Annotated in this window: 23 protein-coding genes; 10 read left to right on the top strand and 13 right to left on the bottom strand. The window is 71.0% G+C overall.

What is annotated here, in order from left to right; translation table 11 throughout:
• The first annotated feature begins 284 nt into the window (after positions 1-284).
• Both ACLZN2_RS28525 and ACLZN2_RS28520 read left to right on the top strand, forming a co-directional pair.
• Positions 285-1034 (top strand): FHA domain-containing protein, encoded by a 750-nt coding sequence (locus tag ACLZN2_RS28525; protein ID WP_416982098.1) that lies wholly within the window; start codon positions 285-287, stop codon positions 1032-1034.
• Positions 1031-2368 (top strand): protein kinase domain-containing protein, encoded by a 1338-nt coding sequence (locus tag ACLZN2_RS28520; protein ID WP_416982097.1) that lies wholly within the window; start codon positions 1031-1033, stop codon positions 2366-2368. The genes ACLZN2_RS28525 and ACLZN2_RS28520 overlap by 4 nt, the downstream gene beginning before the upstream one ends.
• 82 nt (positions 2369-2450) lie before the next feature.
• Here ACLZN2_RS28520 and ACLZN2_RS28515 read toward each other — a convergent pair whose 3' ends face one another.
• From ACLZN2_RS28515 to ACLZN2_RS28505, 3 genes are all read right to left on the bottom strand, one after another.
• On the bottom strand, positions 2451-3017 hold the full coding sequence (locus ACLZN2_RS28515; protein WP_416982096.1) for a peptidoglycan-binding domain-containing protein: 567 nt from the start codon (positions 3015-3017) through the stop codon (positions 2451-2453).
• Positions 3018-3100: 83 nt separating this feature from the next.
• A complete protein-coding gene (locus ACLZN2_RS28510; protein WP_416982095.1) occupies positions 3101-3919 on the bottom strand; it encodes a hypothetical protein in 819 nt (272 codons plus the stop codon).
• A 96-nt stretch (positions 3920-4015) separates the two neighbouring features.
• The gene (locus ACLZN2_RS28505) at positions 4016-4399 is read right to left on the bottom strand and encodes a peptidase inhibitor family I36 protein (protein ID WP_416982094.1); all 384 of its coding nucleotides are present in this window, start codon (positions 4397-4399) and stop codon (positions 4016-4018) included.
• A gap of 316 nt (positions 4400-4715) precedes the next feature.
• Between ACLZN2_RS28505 and ACLZN2_RS28500 the strand changes: the two genes are divergently transcribed.
• Together ACLZN2_RS28500 and ACLZN2_RS28495 are read left to right on the top strand one after the other, a co-directional pair.
• Entirely contained in the window at positions 4716-5633 is a 918-nt protein-coding gene (locus tag ACLZN2_RS28500; RefSeq protein WP_416982092.1) for an S-4TM family putative pore-forming effector, read from the top strand.
• Between the two features lie 197 nt (positions 5634-5830).
• Positions 5831-6433, top strand: coding sequence for a hypothetical protein (locus tag ACLZN2_RS28495; RefSeq protein WP_416982090.1), 603 nt, complete (start codon positions 5831-5833; stop codon positions 6431-6433).
• Here ACLZN2_RS28495 and ACLZN2_RS28490 read toward each other — a convergent pair.
• From ACLZN2_RS28490 to ACLZN2_RS28480, 3 genes are read right to left on the bottom strand one after another with little or no spacing between them, the layout of a single operon-like run.
• Complete coding sequence (locus ACLZN2_RS28490; RefSeq protein ID WP_416982089.1) at positions 6361-7326, bottom strand: pirin family protein; 966 nt, start codon at positions 7324-7326, stop codon at positions 6361-6363. The two genes, ACLZN2_RS28495 and ACLZN2_RS28490, sit on opposite strands and share 73 nt — an antisense overlap.
• A gap of 53 nt (positions 7327-7379) precedes the next feature.
• Entirely contained in the window at positions 7380-7871 is a 492-nt protein-coding gene (locus ACLZN2_RS28485) for a hypothetical protein (protein ID WP_416982088.1), read from the bottom strand.
• Positions 7868-8326 carry an ATP-binding protein gene (locus ACLZN2_RS28480; RefSeq protein WP_416982087.1) on the bottom strand — a complete coding sequence of 153 codons (459 nt, stop codon included), beginning with the start codon at positions 8324-8326 and terminating at the stop codon, positions 7868-7870. Before ACLZN2_RS28480 ends, ACLZN2_RS28485 begins: the two co-directional genes overlap by 4 nt.
• A 152-nt stretch (positions 8327-8478) precedes the next feature.
• On the opposite strand from ACLZN2_RS28480, the gene ACLZN2_RS28475 reads away from it, so the two are divergent.
• Together ACLZN2_RS28475 and ACLZN2_RS28470 are read left to right on the top strand one after the other, a co-directional pair.
• Positions 8479-8700 (top strand): DUF397 domain-containing protein, encoded by a 222-nt coding sequence (locus tag ACLZN2_RS28475; protein ID WP_359281100.1) that lies wholly within the window; start codon positions 8479-8481, stop codon positions 8698-8700.
• Between the two features lie 154 nt (positions 8701-8854).
• On the top strand, positions 8855-9769 hold the full coding sequence (locus ACLZN2_RS28470) for a helix-turn-helix domain-containing protein (RefSeq protein ID WP_416982085.1): 915 nt from the start codon (positions 8855-8857) through the stop codon (positions 9767-9769).
• A gap of 202 nt (positions 9770-9971) precedes the next feature.
• Here the strand turns inward: ACLZN2_RS28470 and ACLZN2_RS28465 are convergent, their stop codons facing one another.
• On the bottom strand, positions 9972-10790 hold the full coding sequence (locus ACLZN2_RS28465; protein WP_416982083.1) for an SAM-dependent methyltransferase: 819 nt from the start codon (positions 10788-10790) through the stop codon (positions 9972-9974).
• Between the two features lie 172 nt (positions 10791-10962).
• Here ACLZN2_RS28465 and ACLZN2_RS28460 point away from each other — a divergent pair, with 172 nt between their 5' ends.
• The 3 genes from ACLZN2_RS28460 (at position 10963) to ACLZN2_RS28450 (ending at position 13131) form a co-directional block, all read left to right on the top strand.
• Positions 10963-11643, top strand: coding sequence for a helix-turn-helix transcriptional regulator (locus ACLZN2_RS28460; RefSeq protein ID WP_416982081.1), 681 nt, complete (start codon positions 10963-10965; stop codon positions 11641-11643).
• Positions 11640-12617 (top strand): threo-3-hydroxy-L-aspartate ammonia-lyase, encoded by a 978-nt coding sequence (locus ACLZN2_RS28455; RefSeq protein WP_416982080.1) that lies wholly within the window; start codon positions 11640-11642, stop codon positions 12615-12617. Before ACLZN2_RS28460 ends, ACLZN2_RS28455 begins: the two co-directional genes overlap by 4 nt.
• 151 nt (positions 12618-12768) lie before the next feature.
• Entirely contained in the window at positions 12769-13131 is a 363-nt protein-coding gene (locus ACLZN2_RS28450) for a cupin domain-containing protein (RefSeq protein ID WP_416982079.1), read from the top strand.
• Positions 13132-13170: 39 nt separating this feature from the next.
• On the opposite strand, the gene ACLZN2_RS28445 is transcribed toward ACLZN2_RS28450, so the two are convergent.
• Entirely contained in the window at positions 13171-14523 is a 1353-nt protein-coding gene (locus tag ACLZN2_RS28445) for a vWA domain-containing protein (RefSeq protein WP_416982078.1), read from the bottom strand.
• Complete coding sequence (locus tag ACLZN2_RS28440; protein ID WP_403818745.1) at positions 14520-15377, bottom strand: AAA family ATPase; 858 nt, start codon at positions 15375-15377, stop codon at positions 14520-14522. The genes ACLZN2_RS28445 and ACLZN2_RS28440 overlap by 4 nt, the downstream gene beginning before the upstream one ends.
• Positions 15378-15506: 129 nt before the next feature.
• On the opposite strand from ACLZN2_RS28440, the gene ACLZN2_RS28435 reads away from it, so the two are divergent.
• Positions 15507-16082, top strand: coding sequence for a hypothetical protein (locus ACLZN2_RS28435; RefSeq protein WP_416982076.1), 576 nt, complete (start codon positions 15507-15509; stop codon positions 16080-16082).
• A 22-nt stretch (positions 16083-16104) separates the two neighbouring features.
• On the opposite strand, the gene ACLZN2_RS28430 is transcribed toward ACLZN2_RS28435, so the two are convergent.
• Genes ACLZN2_RS28430 through ACLZN2_RS28415 form a run of 4 tightly spaced genes read right to left on the bottom strand, consistent with a single transcriptional unit; the run spans position 16105 to position 19748 of the window.
• A complete protein-coding gene (locus tag ACLZN2_RS28430; RefSeq protein WP_416982074.1) occupies positions 16105-16836 on the bottom strand; it encodes a hypothetical protein in 732 nt (243 codons plus the stop codon).
• A gap of 55 nt (positions 16837-16891) precedes the next feature.
• Complete coding sequence (locus tag ACLZN2_RS28425) at positions 16892-17521, bottom strand: LutC/YkgG family protein (protein WP_416982072.1); 630 nt, start codon at positions 17519-17521, stop codon at positions 16892-16894.
• On the bottom strand, positions 17518-18996 hold the full coding sequence (locus tag ACLZN2_RS28420; protein ID WP_416982071.1) for a LutB/LldF family L-lactate oxidation iron-sulfur protein: 1479 nt from the start codon (positions 18994-18996) through the stop codon (positions 17518-17520). The genes ACLZN2_RS28425 and ACLZN2_RS28420 overlap by 4 nt, the downstream gene beginning before the upstream one ends.
• Entirely contained in the window at positions 18993-19748 is a 756-nt protein-coding gene (locus ACLZN2_RS28415) for a (Fe-S)-binding protein (RefSeq protein ID WP_416982070.1), read from the bottom strand. Before ACLZN2_RS28415 ends, ACLZN2_RS28420 begins: the two co-directional genes overlap by 4 nt.
• Positions 19749-19832: the final 84 nt, after the last annotated feature.

Here is a 19832-nt window from a genome sequence, read left to right as displayed (position 1 = left end):
TCGGCGCGTACGCCGCGCCTCGCGTGGTGCGGCGGATCGGCCTCGGCCCTTTCAGCCTGAGCATCCCGGCAGTCTGACTGCCATCGCCGTCGGTGTGAAGGGCCCGCCCCGAACGTTCCGGAAGGGGCGGGCCCGCCGGCGGCCGCAACGGATTCACCACACCTTCTTCGCAGACTCGCCCGAGCGCGGACAAAGCTTCGCTTGGCCGGTAAGGCATCCCTTACTCTGCCCCGCGTCGGACTGGGGGTGCGCCCCCATGGGCGTCGAAGAAGGGGGACGGCTCCGTGTACAGCGTCATCGTGGTACCACCGCCGTGCGACGGTACGGACGGGCAGCTCGGGCAGTTCAGGATCGCCGATGGTGAGCGGCTCGCGTTCGGCAGGGCAGAGGCGGACGACGGCCTGACGATCACGCACGAAGGTGTGCCCCGGGTCGCCGGCGAAATCACGGCGCACCGGAACTTCTGGCTGCTGAGCAATCTCAGCGAGCACCAGACCTATGTGGTGGAGAACCCGGAGGGCGCCGGCGAGCACGTCAAGGTCGCACCGGGCCGCTTGGAGACGCCCGTGCCCTTCGAGTTCTCGCGCGTCGTCCTGCCCGCCGCGGGCGACCTGCTCACCTTCGACGTGTGGGCGCCGCGCCACGCCTTCGGCAGCGTCGCCCGCCACGGCCTTGCCGGAGCCCTGACCATGCCCGCGTTCACCCTCGACCGCACCAAGCGGTACTTCGCGGTCCTGGCCGCCCTGTGCGAACCGCGTCTGCGCGGCGCACCGCACGCCCCGCTGCCGGCGGTCGAAGAGCTGGTGGAGCGCCTGCGGCCGGCCTGGCCGACAGTCAGCCGCTCCGCCGTCTACTGGAACATCGACTACCTCGCCGTCAAACTGCGGCTGCGGCCGGGCCCGGACACGGCGGAGCCCGGCCGACGCGTCAACGGCAAGAAGGAGTCGCTGGTCTCCCTCGCCCTCCGCTTCGACCTGGTCCACGAGGACGACCTGGCCGTGCTCGCCCCGGCCCCGAGCGAGGTGGGCCGATGACGGGGCAGCCGTACGCCGTCCCCGTCCCGCAGGGTTACCGGGTCGGCCCGTGGCAGGTCCGCGAGCCGCTGGCCTCCGGTGCGTTCGCCACGGTCTACGCGGGCAGACGCGTCGGCGGCGACGAGCCCGGCCTGCCCCGCCAGGCGGCCCTGAAGTTCCTGCCCACCGGCACCCGCACCCCACGCCAGCTGCACCATCTGCGCGAACTGGCCGAGCGGGAAGTGGAGTTGCTGGGCAGGCTGCGCGCCCCCCGGCTGATCCGGATGTACGACACCCTGACGATCGACGACCCCGGCCACCCGGAGCTCGACGGCGCCACGGTCCTCGTGCTGGAGAGGGCCGAAGGCTCTTTGGACGCCCTACTGGAACGCGAGCCGAAGCCGGAGGCGGGCCCCGCCCTGCTCGCCCAGATCTGCGAGGGGCTGCACCAGCTGCACCACGCGGGATGGGTGCACGGGGACCTCAAGCCGGCCAACGTGCTGTTGCTGAAGGACGGTTCGGTGCGGCTCGCCGACTTCAACATGGCCGCGGAACTGGAAGGCACCCACGCCTACGCGCCCGCCTTCGCGACCCCGGACTACACGCCGCCGGAGCTGCTGTGGCCGGAGGTCGGCGAGCGGGGCACGCGGGTGCGGCCCTCCGCCGACATCTGGGCCTTCGGCGTCCTCGCCCACACCGTCCTGACCGGCACTTTCCCGCTTCCCGGCGGCACCACTCAGGCCCGCTGCGACGCGGCCATCCGATACGCGCGCGGAAGCGAGGAGCTGCGGCTGTCCCCCGAACTCCCGGACGGCTGGCACGAGATCATCACTGGCTGCCTGGCCCGCACCCACGCCGAACGCATCGGCGCCGAAGCTCTGCTGCGGCAGGTGGAACAGGCGGCGGGTGCCGCACGCTCGGCCCGGCTGCCGAGACTGCGGCCCCGACGGTGGGTGCGGCCGGCCCTGGTCGCGGTGTCGGCCGTGATCGCGCTGGGCACGGCGACGACGGTGACGTACACCCTGCGGGAGGCGGGCCCGGCGTCCTCGGCTCCCCCCACGTGTGAGAAGCCCGCCGTGTACGAGGAGGACACCCACGGCCACGGCTACACCGCGGGCTGGAACGGCACCTGGGACTTCACCGTCAAGCAGGGTGACGGCGGCAGCCAGGTCCGCGAGCTGCAGTGCCTGCTGAGGTACCTGCACGGCATCACCGAAGTCGGCGAGGTGGACGGCGACTTCGGCCCCCTCACCCACGCGGCCGTCGTCACCTTCCAGAAGCGGGCGGGACTGGACGCGGACGGGATCGTCGAACTGAAGACGTGGCAGGCGTTGCGGAAGGCCGGGGAAGCCTGACAGACGGCTCCTGACCGGGTGCCGGCCCGGTCAGGAGCCGTCGACCTACTTGCCGGAGAGGGCCGCGCCGCGGAAGGCAGCGTCAGCTGCAGGTCCAGGTGTTGTAGCCGGCGGTTCGCCAGATGTCGTTGCGGTCCTTGAACATGTACTTGCCTTCGGTGCTGCGTATGACCGAGAAGTCGTAAAGCGCACCGTCGTACGTCAAGTAGAGCGTCCTGTATCTGTCTTCGCTCCCGCCCGTCACCTCGAGCTGGTTGTCGGCGCGTCCGAAGGTGGTGGAACCCACGATCCCGTCCACGTACTCCAAATCCCACCTGCCGTGGCCCTGCATCGACGAGGTCGCCAACTCGGTGTTGCGGCCGAATATTCCATCGATGTCCTCTTCGTCGAACGTGGTGCCATCGATTTCGGTCGCTCCTTCCGCCCAAAGGACCTTCTGCCACAGACATGTGGCGTTGGAGTGGTCGTAGTCGCCGCCGAACTTCAGAACGCCTTCGTCTCCCCAGTCTCCCTCGTACGCGTCGTAGCCACGAACGTAGCCATCGCCGGTGTTGGCGGCGGCCGGGGTGGCGCTGAGCGCCACGGAGGCGGCGGCCAGGGCACCCATCGTGGCCGCCGTGATCCGGGTTCGTGTCGAGCGGTTCCTCATCGGTCTTCTTCCCCTCCTGGTCATGCGGATACGGAGCCCTGACTGCCGTTGCGCGGCAGCTTGCGCCACCTCGTACACGGGGGTCAGGAGTCCTCGGGCTGCAGGACTCTGCTGAGCGCCGCCCGCTTCGCCTGCTGGAACCGGTCCAGTTCCTCCCTGGCCTCCGTGCGCACCGGTCTCTCCGCCTTCGCCTGAACGTCCGCGATGCGTTGATGTGCATGCGTTTCGAGCTGGCAGGTCAGATCGTCCCGCGCCAGGGCCAGTTCCCGATCTCCCACGGCCAGCACCCGGTCGTGATCACCGTCGGCCTCCGCCAGTTGGTCGAGGATCTCCTTACGGGGGTCCTCCAGCGTGGTGTAGGAGTACCCCAGGCCGCCCATGCACCTGGCCCAGTCCCCTTCCACGTCGTGGAAGCCGGGAGCGGCCAGGGTCCGCCGAACAGCGTCGTTGCTCAGGTCCTCGACCACGTAGCGCAGTTCGGACCATCCTTCGCCGTAGACCTCGTCCCGTGCGGCCTGGACACAGGAGTTGGGGGAGTAACTGATGCGTCGGCCACTGGGGAGTGAGATCTCCACGTGATCCTCCAGGCGGCCGAGCAGCGCCCCCTGCCACTCCTCCCGCTCTGCATCCGGAAGGGCGTCCAGCATGTCCTCGTTCGGATCGTTCGGCGGCCCCTCCAGTACTTCGCCGGTGAGTCCGTAGCCGTCACTCTTCGACCACTGCGGTGCCAGCAACGTATAGGGGTTGATGGCGGCTGCGCGTCGCGCATCACGAGCGGGGTCGCTCCGATATTCGTGCCCTCGTTCCCGCATGCATGCCTGGATCAGCGCCTCCTCGGATCCCCGCAGTGCTGTCCGCTCGTCTGCCGAGAAGTACATCGCGCCCGCCAGGGGCAGGGGCATGGAGACGTCGGGCTCCGTCGCGACCTCACGGCCGGGTGCGGCGCACCCGGCCGTGAGGAGCACAGCGGCAGCTGTCCACAGCAGTCGGCGCACGGCTCAGCAGACCCAGATGTTGGAGCCGACGCCGTCCTCGAACTTGGTGGTGCTGGTGTCCGAGACGACATAGCCCCGCAGGAAGCCCTGGGACTCGCCCCGGAACCAGGTGTTGGTGTACAGCACCACGTCGCAGGAATTGCCGTTGTTGTACAGCGACTTGGCGTTGTCGAACTTGGTGTACTGCCGCAGGTTGACGTTGTTGCCCCAGACCTGGCCGGGGGTGCCGCCCCCCTTGGTCTGCGAGTAGGCGCACAGCGCACCGGACTCGCAGTCGTCCCAACTGGCCTGCGCCGGGGTCGCCAGGATGCCGAGCCCCAGGCCGGCCAGCAGCGTGCCGCCCGCGGCGACGGCGGCAACCTTCGTCTTGAACCGGATCTTGCCCATAGCCGAGTTCCCCCTTTGTGGTTCTCACCGATACGTGCTGATCACGATCGGATCATTGACCGTGGTCAGACTAGGAGGCCTGAGGCTGAACAGGTCCCTATAACGTTCCAGGGTGCGCCAGGGGCTCGACGCATGGCGGCCGGTCAGTTCGTCGTTCAACGCTCGGGGCGCGGTCGTCGGCGCCGGGTGGAGGCTGTGATGTCGTGAAATCGCCCGTTCCGAGTGCGCGCGCATGGCTGCCGCGGCATGCGGGCATGTTCCCCTGCGGCAGGAGCGCCGTCGGCGCCGACCAGCCCGCGCCATTCGGGGGGTTGCCATGGGGGCAGCGGACACATCGATCTTCGCTCGGCAGAACGATCCCGAGCTGTTGCGCATCCTGAAGGCGGCCTCGGTGGCGCACCGCCGGGCCAAGAGACTGGCCTCGTCGCATGTGGCGCTCTCCGCGCTGCTGGCGGGTCTGGGAGTGGCCGGGGTCTTCGTGACCGTGCTGCAGACGCCGGTCACCCTGCTGGGTCTCCTGTGGGCCTTCGCCTACGCCACCGGGGCGCGGCTGTGGGGAGCACGGGAGATGCGCCGAGCGGCGCTCTTCCAGGAAATGTTCGACACACGGGTTTTCCGCCTTCCCTGGAACACCCTCCTCGCCGGCGGCGACGAGCCCCTGCCGCACGAGGTGAGCCGGGCCGCCCGCCGGTACACGGCACCGGAGTCGCTGCTGGAGGACTACTTCTACGAGGTCACCGAGCTTCCCCGGCCGCTCGACGTCCTCGCGTGCCAGATGCAGAGCCTGGGCTGGGGCGCCCGGATCCGCCGGCGCTACGCCGCCGCGGTGTCCGGCGGGCTGGTCCTGTGGAGCCTGGCGGGCATCGGGCTCGGCCTGGCGCGGTCGATGACGGTCACCGGCATGCTGCTCCACTGGTTCGTCCCCTCGCTGGGACTCCTGCTGCTGGGGGTGGACACCGCCGCGTCCCAGCGGGACACCGCCGGCGACCGTGAGCACGCGCACACGGTGCTGATGACCGAGGTGCGCGGGCATGCCGCCCGTGGAGGTCCCGAAGAGGAGGCGCCGGCGCTCCTGCAACTCGCCCGCCAGGTCCAGGACATCCTGCTGCTGACCCGGCTCCGCCAGGCCCGGGTGCCCGACTGGTTCTTCAAGCGGTTCCAGACGTCGGACCGGACCGACTTCGTGCGGGCGACGCGGGAATTCGACCGGCTGTCGGTCAACCCGTCGCCCTGACCACCGCACCCGACGGCGGTCTCCCGCACGGGAGCGCGCACCGGGCCGTCGAGCGCCGTACCGCACCACCGAGCCCTCTGTGGCGGTTTGGTGTGAATCGTCAGAATGTACCCCTCGGTTCGTGATGGTTCGGAGCCGGTCCGGCACGGGAGGCACGGGTCTCCCGGCCTTGCCGGGAGCCGGGCTATGCGGCCACGGTGACCTCCGTGACGGCGAACGGCCATCAGCTGACCGTGGGCCTGCGCGCGAGGGGCGAGGCGGACCTGCGCGAGGCGAGCACCATGTGCATCGAGGTACGGGGAGCGGACGGGACGTTCACGGTGCGTCCGTTCGCGCGGGAGACCGGGACGGCCCGGCCCGGCGCCTTCGACGGGACGCTGACCTTCCCGCTCCTCGTGTCGGGGAGATACGTCCTGACCTACTCATGCCAGGACGACTACTCGGACGTCGAACTGGGCACTGCGAGTGTGCCCCACGTCGGCGTCTCCCGCTACAGCGACGCGTATTTCGCCGTCGTCCTGTCCGCGAACCGCACGCCCGGCGGGCTGCAGCTGGTGTTCGCCTCCACCGGAAAACCGGACCTGCGGGATCCGGCGACGTCGTGCCTGAACCAGGGCGGCGCGGAAGAACACCCGGAGAACGCCCGTCTGGACCGCAGCGAGACGAGGATGTACCCCTTCCACTACTCCCGTGACGTGACGGAGGAGCGGGACGCCGGCCGTCCCGGTCAGCGCACCCTGCCGCGCGGCTTCAGCGGCGTTCCCGGCAGCGCGGGGGCCGGCAGCGGGTCACCGTCGTAGCCCCGCACCTCGCCGAAGCGTGTGCCGTGGGCCCAGTCGTCCCGGGCCTGTTCGATCTCTCCTTGGGACCGTCCGACGAAGTTCCACCACATGATCAGCTCCTCCTCGAAGGGTTCGCCGCCGAGGAGCATCAGGCCGGCGTCGGACTCGGCGCGCAGGGGGAGTTCGGTGCGGCCGCAGCCGAGGTAGAGGAGGGAGCCCGGGAGCACCGGGACGCCGTCGACGTGGACCTCGCCGGACATCGACAGGACGCCGTACTCGAAGTCGGGGACGAGGGGCAGTCGTACGTCCGTGCCCCGGGCGAGGGCGAGGTCGGCGCCCACGATCGGGGTGTACGTCGTTCCGGGGGAGCGGGAGCCGTCGAGTTCGCCGAGGACGAGGGTGGCCGTGAGGCCGGGGGCGGTGACCGTGGGCAGGTCGGCGTGGTGTTCGAAGCGGGGCTCGGTGTGGCGGTGGGCGTCGGGCAGGGCCACCCAGAGCTGGGCGCCGTGCAGGAAGCGGGCGTGGGACTTGGGGCTCTCCTCGGAGTGGCTGATCGCGCGGCCCGAGGTCATGAGCCCGAGTTCCCTGGGGCGGATGGTCTGGAGGCTGCCCGTCGAGTCGCGGTGCAGCACCTCGCCCTCGTGCAGCCAGCTGACGGTCTGCAAGCCCATGTGCGGGTGCGGCGGGACCTGCATACCGGGCTCGTCGGCGATGTCGTCGGGGCCGTAGTGGTCGACGAAGGCCCAGGCGCCGATCATGCGTCGGCCGAGGTTCGGCAGCAGTCGGCGCACCTCGGTCGACTCACCGAGCTTCACCCTGCGGGGGCTCAGCAGCTCACGGACGGGTTCGGCGACGACGAATCCACGCCCGCCGCACACGCTCGGCACGGGCGCACGGTCAAGGTTGCTCATGTGGTCAACCTACTGGCCGGCTGCCCCGGGCGTGCCGACCGGCCGCCCGTTCTTCAGTCGTTCAGCGTCGCCGCGAGTTCCTGGCCGGCCTCGACGATCTCGCTGTCCCGGTCGGCGAGGACGTCCTGGAGGAGGCCGCGCTGGGCGCGGACGGCGTGGCGGGCCTCGCGTTCCCACGCCACGCGGTTGTCGGGGTGGCGCGTCAGTTTGGGGTAGGCGGCGGCCGTGGTCTCCCACTGGCGGGCGTCGGCGATGCTCTTCAGCAGACGCAGTATCGCCACCCGGCAGGTGACCTGTGGGAGCCGTGCGAGTTCCCAGAGGAAGGGCACCGTGGCCGCGGTCGCCTGGTCCACCACGAAGCCGTACCGGCAGATCCGGCGGCGCAGTTGCCCGAGCGCGCTCCCGGCGGTCTCGGCGTCGCCGCGGGCGACGGTGGTGAGCAGGGCGGGGATGCCGGCGGCGGATCCGGTGGTGTCCTGGATCTCGGGCCAGGGCACGTGTCCCAGGTCCTTGAGGGGCGGCGGGGTGCTCTTCGTGGCTGTCATGTCGTTGAGGTGCGGGTCGGCAGCATGGCCCAGACGGTCTTGCCCACGGGGGAGCGGCGGGTCCAGCCCCAGTGCTCCGAGAGGGCTTCGACGATCTGCAGCCCGCGGCCGTGCTCCAGCAGGTCGTCGCCGGGGTGCGGGTAGAGGGGCGGGCTGTCGCTGGGGTCGGTGACGGCGCACATCAGATGCGCGCGGCGCAGGGTGAGTCTGAGACGTACGTCGAAGTGGTCCGTCGTCAGGTGCGGCAGGCCGTGCAGGACGGCGTTGGAGGCGAGTTCGGTGACGACGGTGAGCGCGTCGTCCGTGCGGTGGTCCAGGCACCAGCCGTCGAGGGTGCGGTGGGTGAAGTCCCGTGCCTCGGCGAACCCCTCCCGGCTGCCCTTGAGGTGCAGGCATGCGGTTCTGGACGAGTCGAGGACGGACTCGTGGTTCCGGAACTGCGCAGGTGATGACACGGGGCATCTCCCTGAGGCGAGGTCAGGACGGTTTGCCGGAAGTGCGCTTGACGGCACGGCTATTATCCACGCTGACGATGTCCTCGTGCAATTTCACGGGAAATTGCGCGTACGAAGCGAGGAGAGTTGCCGTGTCGTCAGGAACCGGATCGGTGTCGAACGGAGTGCGGGCGAGCTCGCTGGGCGTCCGCTGGATCAAGAGCAGTCACAGCAACGCGGAGGGCAACTGCGTCGAGGTCGCGGCGCTGGACGGGGGAGGTGTGGCGCTGCGCAACTCCCGGGACCCCGACGGACCGGCGCTGGTCTACACGCCGGCCGAGGTGGCGGCGTTCCTGGCGGGCGCGAAGGACGGGGAGTTCGACCACCTGCTGTGAGGGCGCCTGACGTGCGGGTCTCTGACGTGAGCGCGCCTGACGGACGCGTGCCGTCCGACGCGGCGCGCGGTTCAATTCCCGTGCTCCATACGGTCGTAGGCCGTCGGATGCGATACTGGGCTCTGTCGTCTGCCGGTCTGTGGGGAGTCACAGGATGTCTGCCGAGTCACCCCGAGTCTCCCGCCTCGAACCGTATCTGAACCGGGCGGAGCCCGCCCCGACCTTGCTGAAAATGCTGGTCGGGGTACAGCTCACGGGTATGCGGGAGGACGCCGGGCTCGCCCAGGACCAGGCCGCGCGTGCGGTGCGGTTCAGCCCGGCCAAGCTGTCGCGGATCGAGGCGGGCAAGGGACGCCGTCCTCCGACGGAGGGCGACGTCCGCGCGCTCCTGACGCTGTACGGCGCCGAGGAGCACGAGGCCTCGGTGCTGCTGGAGCTGCTGCGGCAGGCGGGGGAGCCGGGCTGGTGGCAGCGGTACGACAAACGGCTCATGCCCGAGTGGTTCGATCGGCTGGTCGGACTTCAGGAGGCGGCCACCACGATCCGTACGTTCGAGATCCAGTACGTACCGGGTCTGCTGCAGACCCCCGCGTACACCCGTGCCGTCGTGGAGCGCGGGCTGCCCCAGGCCTCGGCGCGAGAGGTGGAGCGCCGGGTGGAGCTGCGTACCCGGCGCAGTGAGCTGCTGCACCGCGCCGACGCCCCGCGGGTGTGGGCGATCCTCGACGAGTCGGTGCTGCTGCGCGTTCTCGGCAGCCGCGAGGTGATGCGGGAGCAGCTCGAGCACCTCCTGAAGCTGGCCCGGCTGCCCCATGTCACCGTGCAGGTCGTCCCGTTGGACGTCACGCACGCCTCCGCGCCAGCCATCCCCGTCACCTATCTGCGGTTCGGCGGCGCCGATCTGCCCGACATCGTCTATCTGGAGCAGATCAGGAGCGCCACCTTCCTGGAGGACCGGGACGAGACGGAGGAGTACCGGGTCGCCCTGGACCGGCTGGCCGACCAGGCGCTCCAGCCGCGCGAGTCCCTGAGCATGCTCGAAGGGACCATACGGCAGCGTTACGCCTGAGAGCCTGTGTCATATCCCCGGCCGGGCGCGCGACGCCTGGCACGCACGCTCGCCGCGTTGCCGAAACACCCACGTGGCTCCGCCACGAGGGTGCTCCGGCGCCTTGCGATCGCACGCACCAGACGCCGCGCGCTGATCCGGCCGGGGATATGACACAGGCTCTGACGGCCGGCGCTCGGGCGCCCGGGGCTCGGGCGGTTGATCAGCCCAGGCGTCCTGCGCCGCCGAACTCGATCCACTCCTGGGTGAGTTGACGGGGCGCGACCTCGGTGTCGGGCCGCCAGGTGGAGACCTCCACCAGTCCCGGTTCGAGGATCTCCAGCCCCTCGAACCACTCGGCGACGTCCTTCTCCTCGCGCACCCGGCCCCAGTGCCCCTGGGTGGCCTTGTCCATGAAGTCGGTGACGAACTCCCGCACCTTCGGGTCCGCGCTGACCAGCTGACACATCACCAGACAGCTTCCTGGGGCGAGGCGTTCGGCCACCCGGCGGACCACGGCGGACGGGCCGTCGCTCTCGCTGTCGGGGATGCAGTGGAAGACCGAGTTGAACAGCACGGCCACCGGCTGGGAGAAGTCGATCAGCCGCTTGGTGTCGGGGTGGGTGAAGATGGCCTCGGTCTCGCGCATGTCGGCGTGGATCACCGTGGTGCGCTCGTCCTGTTCCAGCAGGGCGCGGCCGTGCACGAGGACCATCGGGTCGTTGTCGACGTAGACGACACGGGCCGTCGGGTCGACGCGCTGGGCGACCTGGTGGACGTTGTCCTGGGTGGGCAGGCCGGAGCCGTGGTCCAGGAACTGCCGGATGCCGTACTCCTGCGTCAGGGTCTTCACGACCCGCTGCAGGAAGCGGCGGTTGTTCAGCGCGAGGGCGCGGGTGCTCGGGACGACCTTGTCGAGCTCCGCGCAGGCGGCCCGGTCGGCCGCGTAGTTGTCCTTGCCGCCGAGATAGTGGTCGTACATGCGTGCGGCTGTCGGTACCGCGGCGTCGATCTCCGTGGACAGAGGCTTTCCGGACTGCATGTCTTCCCCCTGGGGCCCAGCCGTGGCCGCGTCGTCGCGGTCGGTAACACATCCTAGGGAAACGGGAATTGGCGCCGCCACCCCTTGATCGACGGATCGCCCGAAGGGGGTGGCGTACAGGGTTGACTTGGACTGTTGGTCCAAGGGTTGGACGTATGGTCTAATCGAGCTCATGGAGTCCAGGGAAACGGAGCGGGACGCGATCCTGCGGGCGCTTGTCCCCGTCGTGGACGGGATCGCGGCCACGTTCGGGCCGGTGTGCGAGGCCGTCCTGCACGACTACCGGCGGCCGGAGGAGTCCGTGGTCGCCGTCGCCGGAACGGTGACCGGGCGGACGGTCGGCGGGGCGATGAGCGAGATCGGCCTGCGCGTTCTGGCCCAAGGCGACGAGGCCCACGACGAGTTGAACTACGTCACCCGCACCGGCACCGGCAGACTGGTGAAGTCGTCCACGATGGTGCTGCGCGACTCCACCGGCGCGGTGTTCGGCGCCCTGTGCGTCAACGTGGACGTCACCGAGGTCGACCGCGTCCAGGGCCTGCTGGCGGCCCTCGCCGGCACCGCCGCGGGACCGTCCCAGGCCCCGGTGACCACCTTCGGCGACGACATCGACTCCGTAGTCGACGCCCTGCTCGACGATCACCTGCGGCGCCAGGACCAGACCTGGTCCGGCCTCGACCGGCCCAGGCGCCTCGCCCTCTTCCGCGGCCTGGACGAACGCGGGGTCTTCGCCGTACGCCGGGCCGTCGAACAGGTCGCCTCGCGCCTCGGCATCTCCCGCGCCTCCGCCTACAACTACCTGTCGCAGGCGAGGGCCACGACCACCGACTCTCCCGAGGGAGCCCGCCCGTGACCACCGCACCCCCGCCGATCACCCTCGACGACGTCCGTGACGCGGCCGTCCGGCTGAAGGGGGTCGCCCATCGCACCCCCGTGCTGCGCTCCCGCACCCTGGACGAGGCCGTCGGTGCCGAGGTGTTCTTGAAGTGCGAGAACTTCCAGCGGGTCGGCGCCTTCAAGTTCCGGGGCGCCTACAACGCGGCCTCCCGGCTGACCCCCGAACAGCTCGCCAGGGGCATCGCCGCCTACTCCTCCGGCAACCACGCCCAGGCCGTCGCCCTGGCCGCCCGGGAACTGGGCACCAGTGCGGTGATCGTGATGCCCGAGGACGCCCCGCGCTCCAAGCGGGCGGCCACGGAGGGCTACGGCGCCGAGATCGTGACGTACGACCGCTACACCGACGACCGGGAGGCCGTCGCGCAGGCCCTGGCCGCCGAGCGGGGCCTGGTCCTGATCCCGCCCTACGACCATCCGCACGTCATGGCAGGCCAGGGCACCGCGGCGCTCGAACTCCTCGAAGAGGTAGGGGAGTTGGACTCCCTCCTCGTTCCGGTCGGCGGCGGCGGGCTGATCGCCGGCAGCGCCACCGCAGCGAAGGGGCTGCGGCCCGGCATCCGGATCGTCGGCGTCGAACCCGAGGCCGGGGACGACACCAGGCGGTCCCTGGAGGCCGGCCGGCGCATCGAGATCCCGGTGCCGCGCACCATCGCCGACGGCCAGGCCCTGTCCACGCCCGGTGAGCTGACCTTCTCGGTGAACCGGCGCCTGGTCGACGGGATCGCGCTCGTCTCCGACGACGAGATCCGTGCCGCCATGCGATTCGCCTTCGAGCGCCTCAAGATCGTCGTGGAGCCGAGCGGGGCCACCCCGCTGGCCGCCCTGCTCGCGGGCCGGGCCGGTGCCCCGGGCCGCCGTGTCGGGGTGATCGTCTCCGGCGGCAACATCGACACCGGCCGCTTCGCCGAGCTGTGCGCGGGCGGTGCCTGACGCCCGGTGCCTGAGCCCGGTCCCCCGAATGGCGCCTCCCGATGGCGAGGCGGACGATGGAGGTGTGGGGTGCGGCCCCCACCGGTGACGTCCAGGGCCGCCGGGGAGACCGGCCCCGGCCGTGATACGGCACGGCCGGAAGGAGGACGCCATGCTCGAAGTGAAGACACTCGACAAGCCGGACGAGCGGCGCGACTTTCCCCGAGGGCACCTCGAGGCCGTTCACATGACCGGGCTCGACTTCGCGATGGCGACGTTCGAGCCCGGCTGGCGCTGGACGGAGTCGGTGGCACCCATAGCGGGCACCGAGAGCTGCCAGATCCACCACAACGGCTATGTGGTCAGCGGACGCATGCACGTCACCATGGACGAGGGCGGCGAGACCGAGGTGGGTCCCGGCGACGTCTTCGTGGTCTCGCCCGGGCACGACGCCTGGGTCGTGGGTGACGAGCAGTGCGTGGTCTACGACTTCGCGGGATCGATGGCGAAGGAATACGCCAAGGCCAAGGAGTAGGACACCAGGAGCAAAGGGCGAAGGGCGGCGGAGCGCGGCTCAGACCGGAAGCAACCGCCCCACCAACACGCCGAGTTGGTGAGCGTTGCGGCACTCGTGCATCGCGACCAGCTCGGCGTATTCGGGCGCGGCCGAGTCACCCGAGCCCCAGAGGGACCGTGGCTCCGGGTTCAACCAGTACAGACGGCGGGCCCCTTCGGAGATCTCCCGGAGCGCCGCCAGGTTCGGGTCGCTCATGTTCGTCCGCGCGTCCCCCAGCACGAACACCGTCGTCCGCGGGCCCACGGCGGCGCGGTACCGTTCCGCGAACTCGCCCAGCGCGACACCGTAGTCGCTGCTGCCGTGATAGCCCGTCAGGCGTGCCTCGGCCCGGATACGGGCGCCCAGCCCCTCCGGGTCGGCCCGGCCACGCTCCAGCAGGCCCGTGACCTCGTCGATCCGGTTGACGAAGGCGAACACCCGCACCTTGCTGAACTGGTCGTGCAGCGCCTGCACCAGCAGCATCGTGAAGTCGGAGAAGCCGGACACCGAGCCCGACACATCGCACAGCAGCACCAGTTCGGGGCGCGCCGGCCGCCGACGGCGCAGCACGGGCCGCATCGGCACCCCGCCCGTGGACAGCGAGCCGCGCAGGGTGCGGCGCAGGTCGATCGTGCCGCGCGCGGCACGGCGGCGGCGCGCGGCCAGCCGGGTGGCGAGCTTGCGCGCCAACGGCTGGACCGTCCGCCGCAGTTCGGCCAGCCGGTCCCGCCCCGCGTACAGGAAGTCCACCCGGTCCGCGGTGGGCGCCACAGCCCGCCGCGCGATCCGGTCCCGCCCCCGCCGCTCCGCGACCCGGCGCCGCGCCTCGGCCGCCACCAGAGTGCGGAACTCCTCGATGCGCCGCCGGATCTCGTCCTCCAGCAGCCGCCCGGCGAAACCGGACCCACCGCCCTGCCGCCGCAGCTCGTCCCGGACGCGTGCCAACAGCGTCTGCGGACGCAGCCGGTCGAGGGTCTGGTGCGACGACCAGCCGTCCGCCCCCGGTGAACTCCCGTACCCGCCCAGCCCGTCGACCGCCTCGATCGCCAACTGGCCCAGCAGAGCCCGGTCGTTCGCGGCCAGGGCGTCGGCTAGCCGGTCGCGCAGGGAATCCCGGTCGCCGGACTCGCCCGCGGGTGCGCCGACGCCGTAGGGGAAGTACAGGTCGAAGACGGTGTCGAACAGCCGCCGTTGGTCCGGTGTGTGCAGGAGCGTCGCGGCGAGCCCCTCGCGCAGCAGTCCCCGGTCCGCGAACCCGAGCACCGCCACCGCCTCGGCCGCGTCCACGGTCTCGCCGGTGCCGACGCGGACGCCGTGGGCGCGCAGCGCGGCCACCAACCCGGTCAGCCGCTCGGCGGTGTCGCCGCTCACACGGCGTCCAGGTCGAGCTTGGCCCCGGCCTTCAGGACGTCGTCCTGGTGCTTGAGGATCACGCCCAGACTGTCGCGTACGACGGTCTCGTCCAGGGTGGTGGCGCCCAGCGCGAGCAGGGTGCGCGCCCAGTCGATGGTCTCGGCGACCGACGGCACCTTGCGCAGGTCCATCGCCCGCAGCGCGGCCACCACCCGGACCACGGACTCGGCCAGCGCCGCGTCCAGGCCGGGTACCTTCAGCCGGACGATCCGCCGTTCCAGCTCCTCGTCGGGGAAGCCGAGGTGCAGGAACAGGCAGCGGCGGCGCAGCGCCTCCGACAGCTCGCGGGTGGCGTTGGAGGTGAGGACGACGAACGGGCGGCGGGTCGCGGTGATCGTGCCCAGCTCAGGGACCGTGACCTGGAAGTCGCTGAGCACCTCCAGGAGCAGCCCCTCCACCTCCACGTCCGCCTTGTCGGTCTCGTCGATCAGCAGCACCGTCGGCTCGTCGCCGCGGATCGCCGTCAGCAGCGGGCGCGGGAGCAGGAACTCCTCGCTGAAGATGTCCGTGCGGGCCTCGTCCCAGGTCTCGTCGCGGCCGGCGCTGATGCGCAGCAACTGCTTGGCGTGGTTCCACTCGTACAGCGCCCGGGACTCGTCCACGCCCTCGTAGCACTGCAGCCGCACCAGGCGGGCTCCGGCCACCTGGGCCACGGCCTTGGCGAGTTCGGTCTTGCCGACCCCGGCCGGGCCCTCCACGAGCAGCGGCTTGCCGAGCCGGTCCGCGAGGAACACGGTCGTGGCGACCGCGGGGGAGGCCAGATAGCCGGTCTCGGCGAGACGGGCGGAGACGTCGTCGACGGACGTGAACAACGGGGCCTCCGGGGGGTCGGTCGTGGGCTGGGCAGGTCCGATTGCATATCTAAGCGCTTGTTCAGCGCTCTTGTCGATGTTGGTTGTCAGGCGATGCTGGTTGTCAGTGGTTGCGGTTACGTTGCGTTCATGGGCATCTATCTCGTGAGTCTGAGTTCGCAGGACTGGTCCGTGGCGGGGGAGGACGGCCACGGGGACATCGCCTCGGCGCTGGAGGCGGAGCTGAGGCGGCGCGGCCTGCCGCCGTACGAGGCGAAGGGAGGCCCAGGGGCGCCGGACTGGTTCGAGGAGAAGATGAGCCCCTCGATGGACGGCTTCGACGCGATGTGCCGGGAGCGGCTGACCCCCGACGAGCGGCACACCCTCCTCGGCTGGACGGTCCTGGTCCCGTTCCCGCTGGAGGAGGGCATCCTGCTGCCCGTGGGAGGCCCGTACACGGACGAGACGCTGGTCGTCGGCGCACCGTACGTCCTGGCCCTCGCCGAGCGGCTCGCCCACGCCCTCGGTCTGCCGCTCGACCTGATACCGGCCACCTTCCGCGCACTCGAACTGACCGCATGGTTCCTGGACGGCGAGGCCGAGAAGGCCGCGGCGGCCCGGCCGGGACCGTGGGCCGACGACCTCTCCACCGCCTTCTACACGGCCGTGTACCTGCGCGCCGCCCAGTACTCACTGCGGTACGGCTGCGCGATGACCTACTCCTGAGCGGGTTCCACCAGGACGGCCGTCAGCCGCTCCGCTGATCCGGGTCCACCAGGAACACCGTCAGCCACTCCGCGTCCGCCGCGTGATACCCCAGCCCGACCAGCGCCTCCGAGGCCGCCCGCATGTGCTCGGCGCCGTAGACCACGGCGACCGTGAAGGGCCCGGTGCGGCTGGTGTACGCCTCGTCGAACCGGGTGAGCGCGCGCACGAGCAGCCGGTCGCGGCGGCGCATCACCAGGTCGTCGAGGCCGGGCATGCTGTCCGCGAGCGACTGCTCGGTGTCGCTCATCAGGTCCTCGGTGGCCATGTGCCGCGCCAGATAGCGGCGGGTGCCGAACATCCGCATGCCCGCGGTCATCGCCGGCATCAGCGTGGCGATCAGCAGGCGCTCGCGCAGCGGCAGCCGCCGGAAGCCGGACTCGAACTCCCCGCCCGACATGTCCGGGCACACCACCGGCACCCCGAGCGCGCGGTAGTCGATGTCCTGGACGACCAGCCCCAGCCGCTCGCTGTGCTCCAGCTGCTCGTACGACGCGACCAGGGCCTCCGCGCCGGGGGAGCGTGTCTCCCGGCCGACGCCCTCGGCGAGCACCAGGTCGCAGCGGCGCAGCCGGTCCGCCACCTCCTGGTAGAAGGCCGGCTCACCGATGTGGATCATCGGGAAGAGCAGGAAGGACAGGCCCGTTCCCGGCCTGGTGAACCGGATGACGGCGGAGCGCACCCCGGCCAGGCCGGTCACCTCGATGAACTGCATGGGAGCCCCCTGGGTCCGCGCACGGCACCAGGCCCATACCCGCGTGGGGCCCCGCTCAGCCGACCAGGATCACCTCCAGGGTGCGCGGACCGTGCACCCCCTCCACCCGGTCCAGCTCGATGTCACTGGTCGCCGAGGGGCCGGAGATCCAGGTCAACGGGCGGGCGGGGTCCAGTCGTTCGAGGGCCTGCGGCACGGACGACACCACCTGGTCCGGCACCCGCACCACGCACACATGGTGGTCGGGGACGAGGGTGATCCGGCGCCGTCCCTGATCGGGGGAGCCGTCCAGCACGATCGTCCCGGTCTCGGCGATCGCCACCGCGCACGCCGTGACCACACTGTCGACCCGGTCCAGCTCGTAGGCGGTGCTCGCGGCGGTGTCCTCGACCCGGTCGGCTTCGGTCGCCGCCAGCCATCCCGCGTCCAGCCCCGGCGGCACGAGAACCGACTTGGCCCCGCGCTCGGCCAGCAACCGGCCGATTACGGACGGCAGTTCGTCCTCGGAGCAGCGGTGCACCAGCGCCCGGTAGTCCGCCAGGTTCTCCGCCAGCAGCTCCACCGTCGCCTCCGCGCCGAGGTCTGTGTGCGTGTGCAGATAGCCGCGTTCGATCGGTGTGTCGTCCTGCGGCGCGTCGGCGAGCGCGCGTCGCACCCGCCCCAGGATCCGTTCCCTGCTGCTCACTTGGCCCCGTCCTTCCCGCCGTTCGTCCGCTGCCACCAGTCGCGGAAGGGTTCCGCCGGTACGGCCGGCAGGTCCCGGCTGGCGCTCCACGCCTTGCCCGGTCCAGGGAGCGTACGAGGGTGCAGCCGGCGTGTCCGGGAGGCGAGCCGCTGCCCGGTGCGCAGGGCTGCGGGGTGGGCGAACGCCCAGCGCGCCGCGCGCATGGCCGCCCGCTCGGCGGCGTGACCCTTGGCGGGCTTGAGCACCACCTTGTTGCCCTCCCGGACCACCGGCCCGCCCTCGACGACCCGCTCGCGCAGATGCACCAGCACCTCGGGGATGTCGATGGCGACCGGGCACACCTCGTAGCAGGCGCCGCACAGCGACGAGGCGTACGGCAGTGAGGCGTCGATCTCGCTCTGTGTGCCCCTCAGTTGGGGACTGAGGATGGCGCCGATCGGGCCCGGGTAGACCGAGCCGTAGGCGTGCCCGCCGGCCCGTTCGTAGACCGGGCAGACGTTGAGGCAGGCCGAGCAGCGGATGCAGCGCAGGGCCTGGCGGCCGACCTCGTCGGCGAGGGTGTCGGTGCGGCCGTTGTCGAGCAGGACGAGGTGGAAGTGCTGCGGGCCGTCGCCGTCCGTGGTCCCCGTCCACATGGACGTGTAGGGGTTCATGCGCTCGGCGGTCGAGGAGCGCGGCAGGGTCTGCAGGAACACCTCCAGGTCCCGCCAGGTCGGCACGATCTTCTCGATCCCGACCACCGAGATCAGCGTCTCGGGCAGGGTCAGGCACATCCGCCCGTTGCCCTCGGACTCCACGACCACCAGGGTGCCTGTCTCGGCGACCATGAAGTTCGCGCCGGAGACACCGACCTTGGCCCGCAGGAACTTCTCCCGCAGATGCAGCCGGGCCGCCTCGGCGAGTTCGGCGGGCGTGTCGGTGAGCCCCTCGGGCGCCGCGCGCCCCCACTCGCCCATCTCCCTGCGGAAGATGTCCCGGATCTCACCCCGGTTGCGGTGGATCGCCGGGACGAGGATGTGCGAGGGCCGGTCCCTGCCCAACTGCACGATCAGCTCGGCGAGATCGGTCTCGTAGGCGTGGATGCCCTCGGCCTCGAGGGCTTCGTTGAGCCCGATCTCCTGGGTGGCCATGGACTTGACCTTGACGACCTCCGACTCACCGGTCGCCTTCACCAGATCGGCCACGATCCGGTTGGCCTCCTCGGCGTCGGCCGCCCAGTGCACGGTCCCGCCCGCCGCCGTGACCGACTCCTCCAACTGCACCAGATAGCGGTCGAGATGACGGAGCGTATGGTCCTTGATCCGCTTGCCGGCCTCCCGCAGCTCGGCCCAGTCGGACACCTCGGCGACCGCCTTGGCCCGCTTGGCGCGGATGGTGTGGGTGGCGTGCCGCAGATTCCCTCGCAGGGTCCGGTCTCCGACGGCCTCCCGAGCCGCCTCGGGGAAGGCCGGCATGCCCAGATACGTGCCGCTCATACGGCCGGCTCCTCCTCCGTGCTCGCCAGGATCTCCGCGAGGTGCACCGGCCGCAGACCCGCCTTCAGCCGGGTCATGGTCCCGCCGATGTGCATCAGACAGGAGTTGTCGGCCGCGCACAGCACCTCCGCCCCGGTCGACTCGGCGCGTCGCACCTTGTCCGCGCCCATCGCCGCCGAGACGTCGGAGTTCTTCAGGGCGAACGTGCCGCCGAACCCGCAGCACTCCTCCGCCCCCGGCAGCTCCACCAACTCCAGCCCCCTGACGGCCTCCAGCAGCCGCCGGGGCCGGTCCCCGAGCCCGAGCCCGCGCAGCCCGTGACAGGTCGGGTGGTAGGTCACCGTGTGCGGGTAGTACGCGCCGACGTCCGTCACCCCGAGCACATCCACCAGGAACTCGGTCAGCTCATACGTCTTCGGCACCACCGGTGCCAGATGCGTGGCCAGCCCACCCCCGCGCCCCTCCGCCCTCGCCCGCTCACCCATCCGCGGATACAGCTCCCGCACCATCGCCCCGCACGACCCCGAGGGCGTCACGATCGCCTCGTACTCCCCGAAGACATCGGAGAAATGCCGGGCCAGCGGCTCGGCCTCATGGCGGTAGCCGGTGTTGTAGTGGGCCTGGCCGCAGCAGGTCTGCGCCATCGGGAAGTCGACCTCGACACCCAGCCTGGTCAGCAGTTTCACCACGGCGCGGCCGGTGTCCGGATAGAGCGTGTCGTTGACACAGGTCAGGAACAGTGCGACACGCATCGCGGCTCCTTGGGATTGATCATCGGATGAGTGCTGGGGGCACCACCCACACGCGTTCAGCGTAGTGGGGGAGGTGGTCCGGCA

It is taken from the genome of Streptomyces sp. T028 (genome assembly GCF_048159505.1).
Lineage (GTDB): Bacteria > Actinomycetota > Actinomycetes > Streptomycetales > Streptomycetaceae > Streptomyces.
Note: the sequence above shows the minus strand (reverse complement) of the source record. Positions and strands in the feature narration are given on the sequence as shown.

Bases quoted from the DNA above. Each gene is read 5' to 3' on its own strand.
- ACLZN2_RS28520 (WP_416982097.1), top strand. From the start codon at position 1,031: ATGACGGGGCAGCCGTACGCCGTCCCCGTCCCGCAGGGTTACCGGGTC.
- ACLZN2_RS28515 (WP_416982096.1), bottom strand. From the start codon at position 3,017: ATGAGGAACCGCTCGACACGAACCCGGATCACGGCGGCCACGATGGGT.
- ACLZN2_RS28510 (WP_416982095.1), bottom strand. From the start codon at position 3,919: ATGCCCCTGCCCCTGGCGGGCGCGATGTACTTCTCGGCAGACGAGCGG.
- ACLZN2_RS28505 (WP_416982094.1), bottom strand. From the start codon at position 4,399: ATGGGCAAGATCCGGTTCAAGACGAAGGTTGCCGCCGTCGCCGCGGGC.
- ACLZN2_RS28500 (WP_416982092.1), top strand. From the start codon at position 4,716: ATGGGGGCAGCGGACACATCGATCTTCGCTCGGCAGAACGATCCCGAG.
- ACLZN2_RS28490 (WP_416982089.1), bottom strand. From the start codon at position 7,326: ATGAGCAACCTTGACCGTGCGCCCGTGCCGAGCGTGTGCGGCGGGCGT.
- ACLZN2_RS28485 (WP_416982088.1), bottom strand. From the start codon at position 7,871: ATGACAGCCACGAAGAGCACCCCGCCGCCCCTCAAGGACCTGGGACAC.
- ACLZN2_RS28470 (WP_416982085.1), top strand. From the start codon at position 8,855: ATGTCTGCCGAGTCACCCCGAGTCTCCCGCCTCGAACCGTATCTGAAC.
- ACLZN2_RS28465 (WP_416982083.1), bottom strand. From the start codon at position 10,790: ATGCAGTCCGGAAAGCCTCTGTCCACGGAGATCGACGCCGCGGTACCG.
- ACLZN2_RS28460 (WP_416982081.1), top strand. From the start codon at position 10,963: ATGGAGTCCAGGGAAACGGAGCGGGACGCGATCCTGCGGGCGCTTGTC.
- ACLZN2_RS28450 (WP_416982079.1), top strand. From the start codon at position 12,769: ATGCTCGAAGTGAAGACACTCGACAAGCCGGACGAGCGGCGCGACTTT.
- ACLZN2_RS28435 (WP_416982076.1), top strand. From the start codon at position 15,507: ATGGGCATCTATCTCGTGAGTCTGAGTTCGCAGGACTGGTCCGTGGCG.
- ACLZN2_RS28430 (WP_416982074.1), bottom strand. From the start codon at position 16,836: ATGCAGTTCATCGAGGTGACCGGCCTGGCCGGGGTGCGCTCCGCCGTC.
- ACLZN2_RS28420 (WP_416982071.1), bottom strand. From the start codon at position 18,996: ATGAGCGGCACGTATCTGGGCATGCCGGCCTTCCCCGAGGCGGCTCGG.
- ACLZN2_RS28415 (WP_416982070.1), bottom strand. From the start codon at position 19,748: ATGCGTGTCGCACTGTTCCTGACCTGTGTCAACGACACGCTCTATCCG.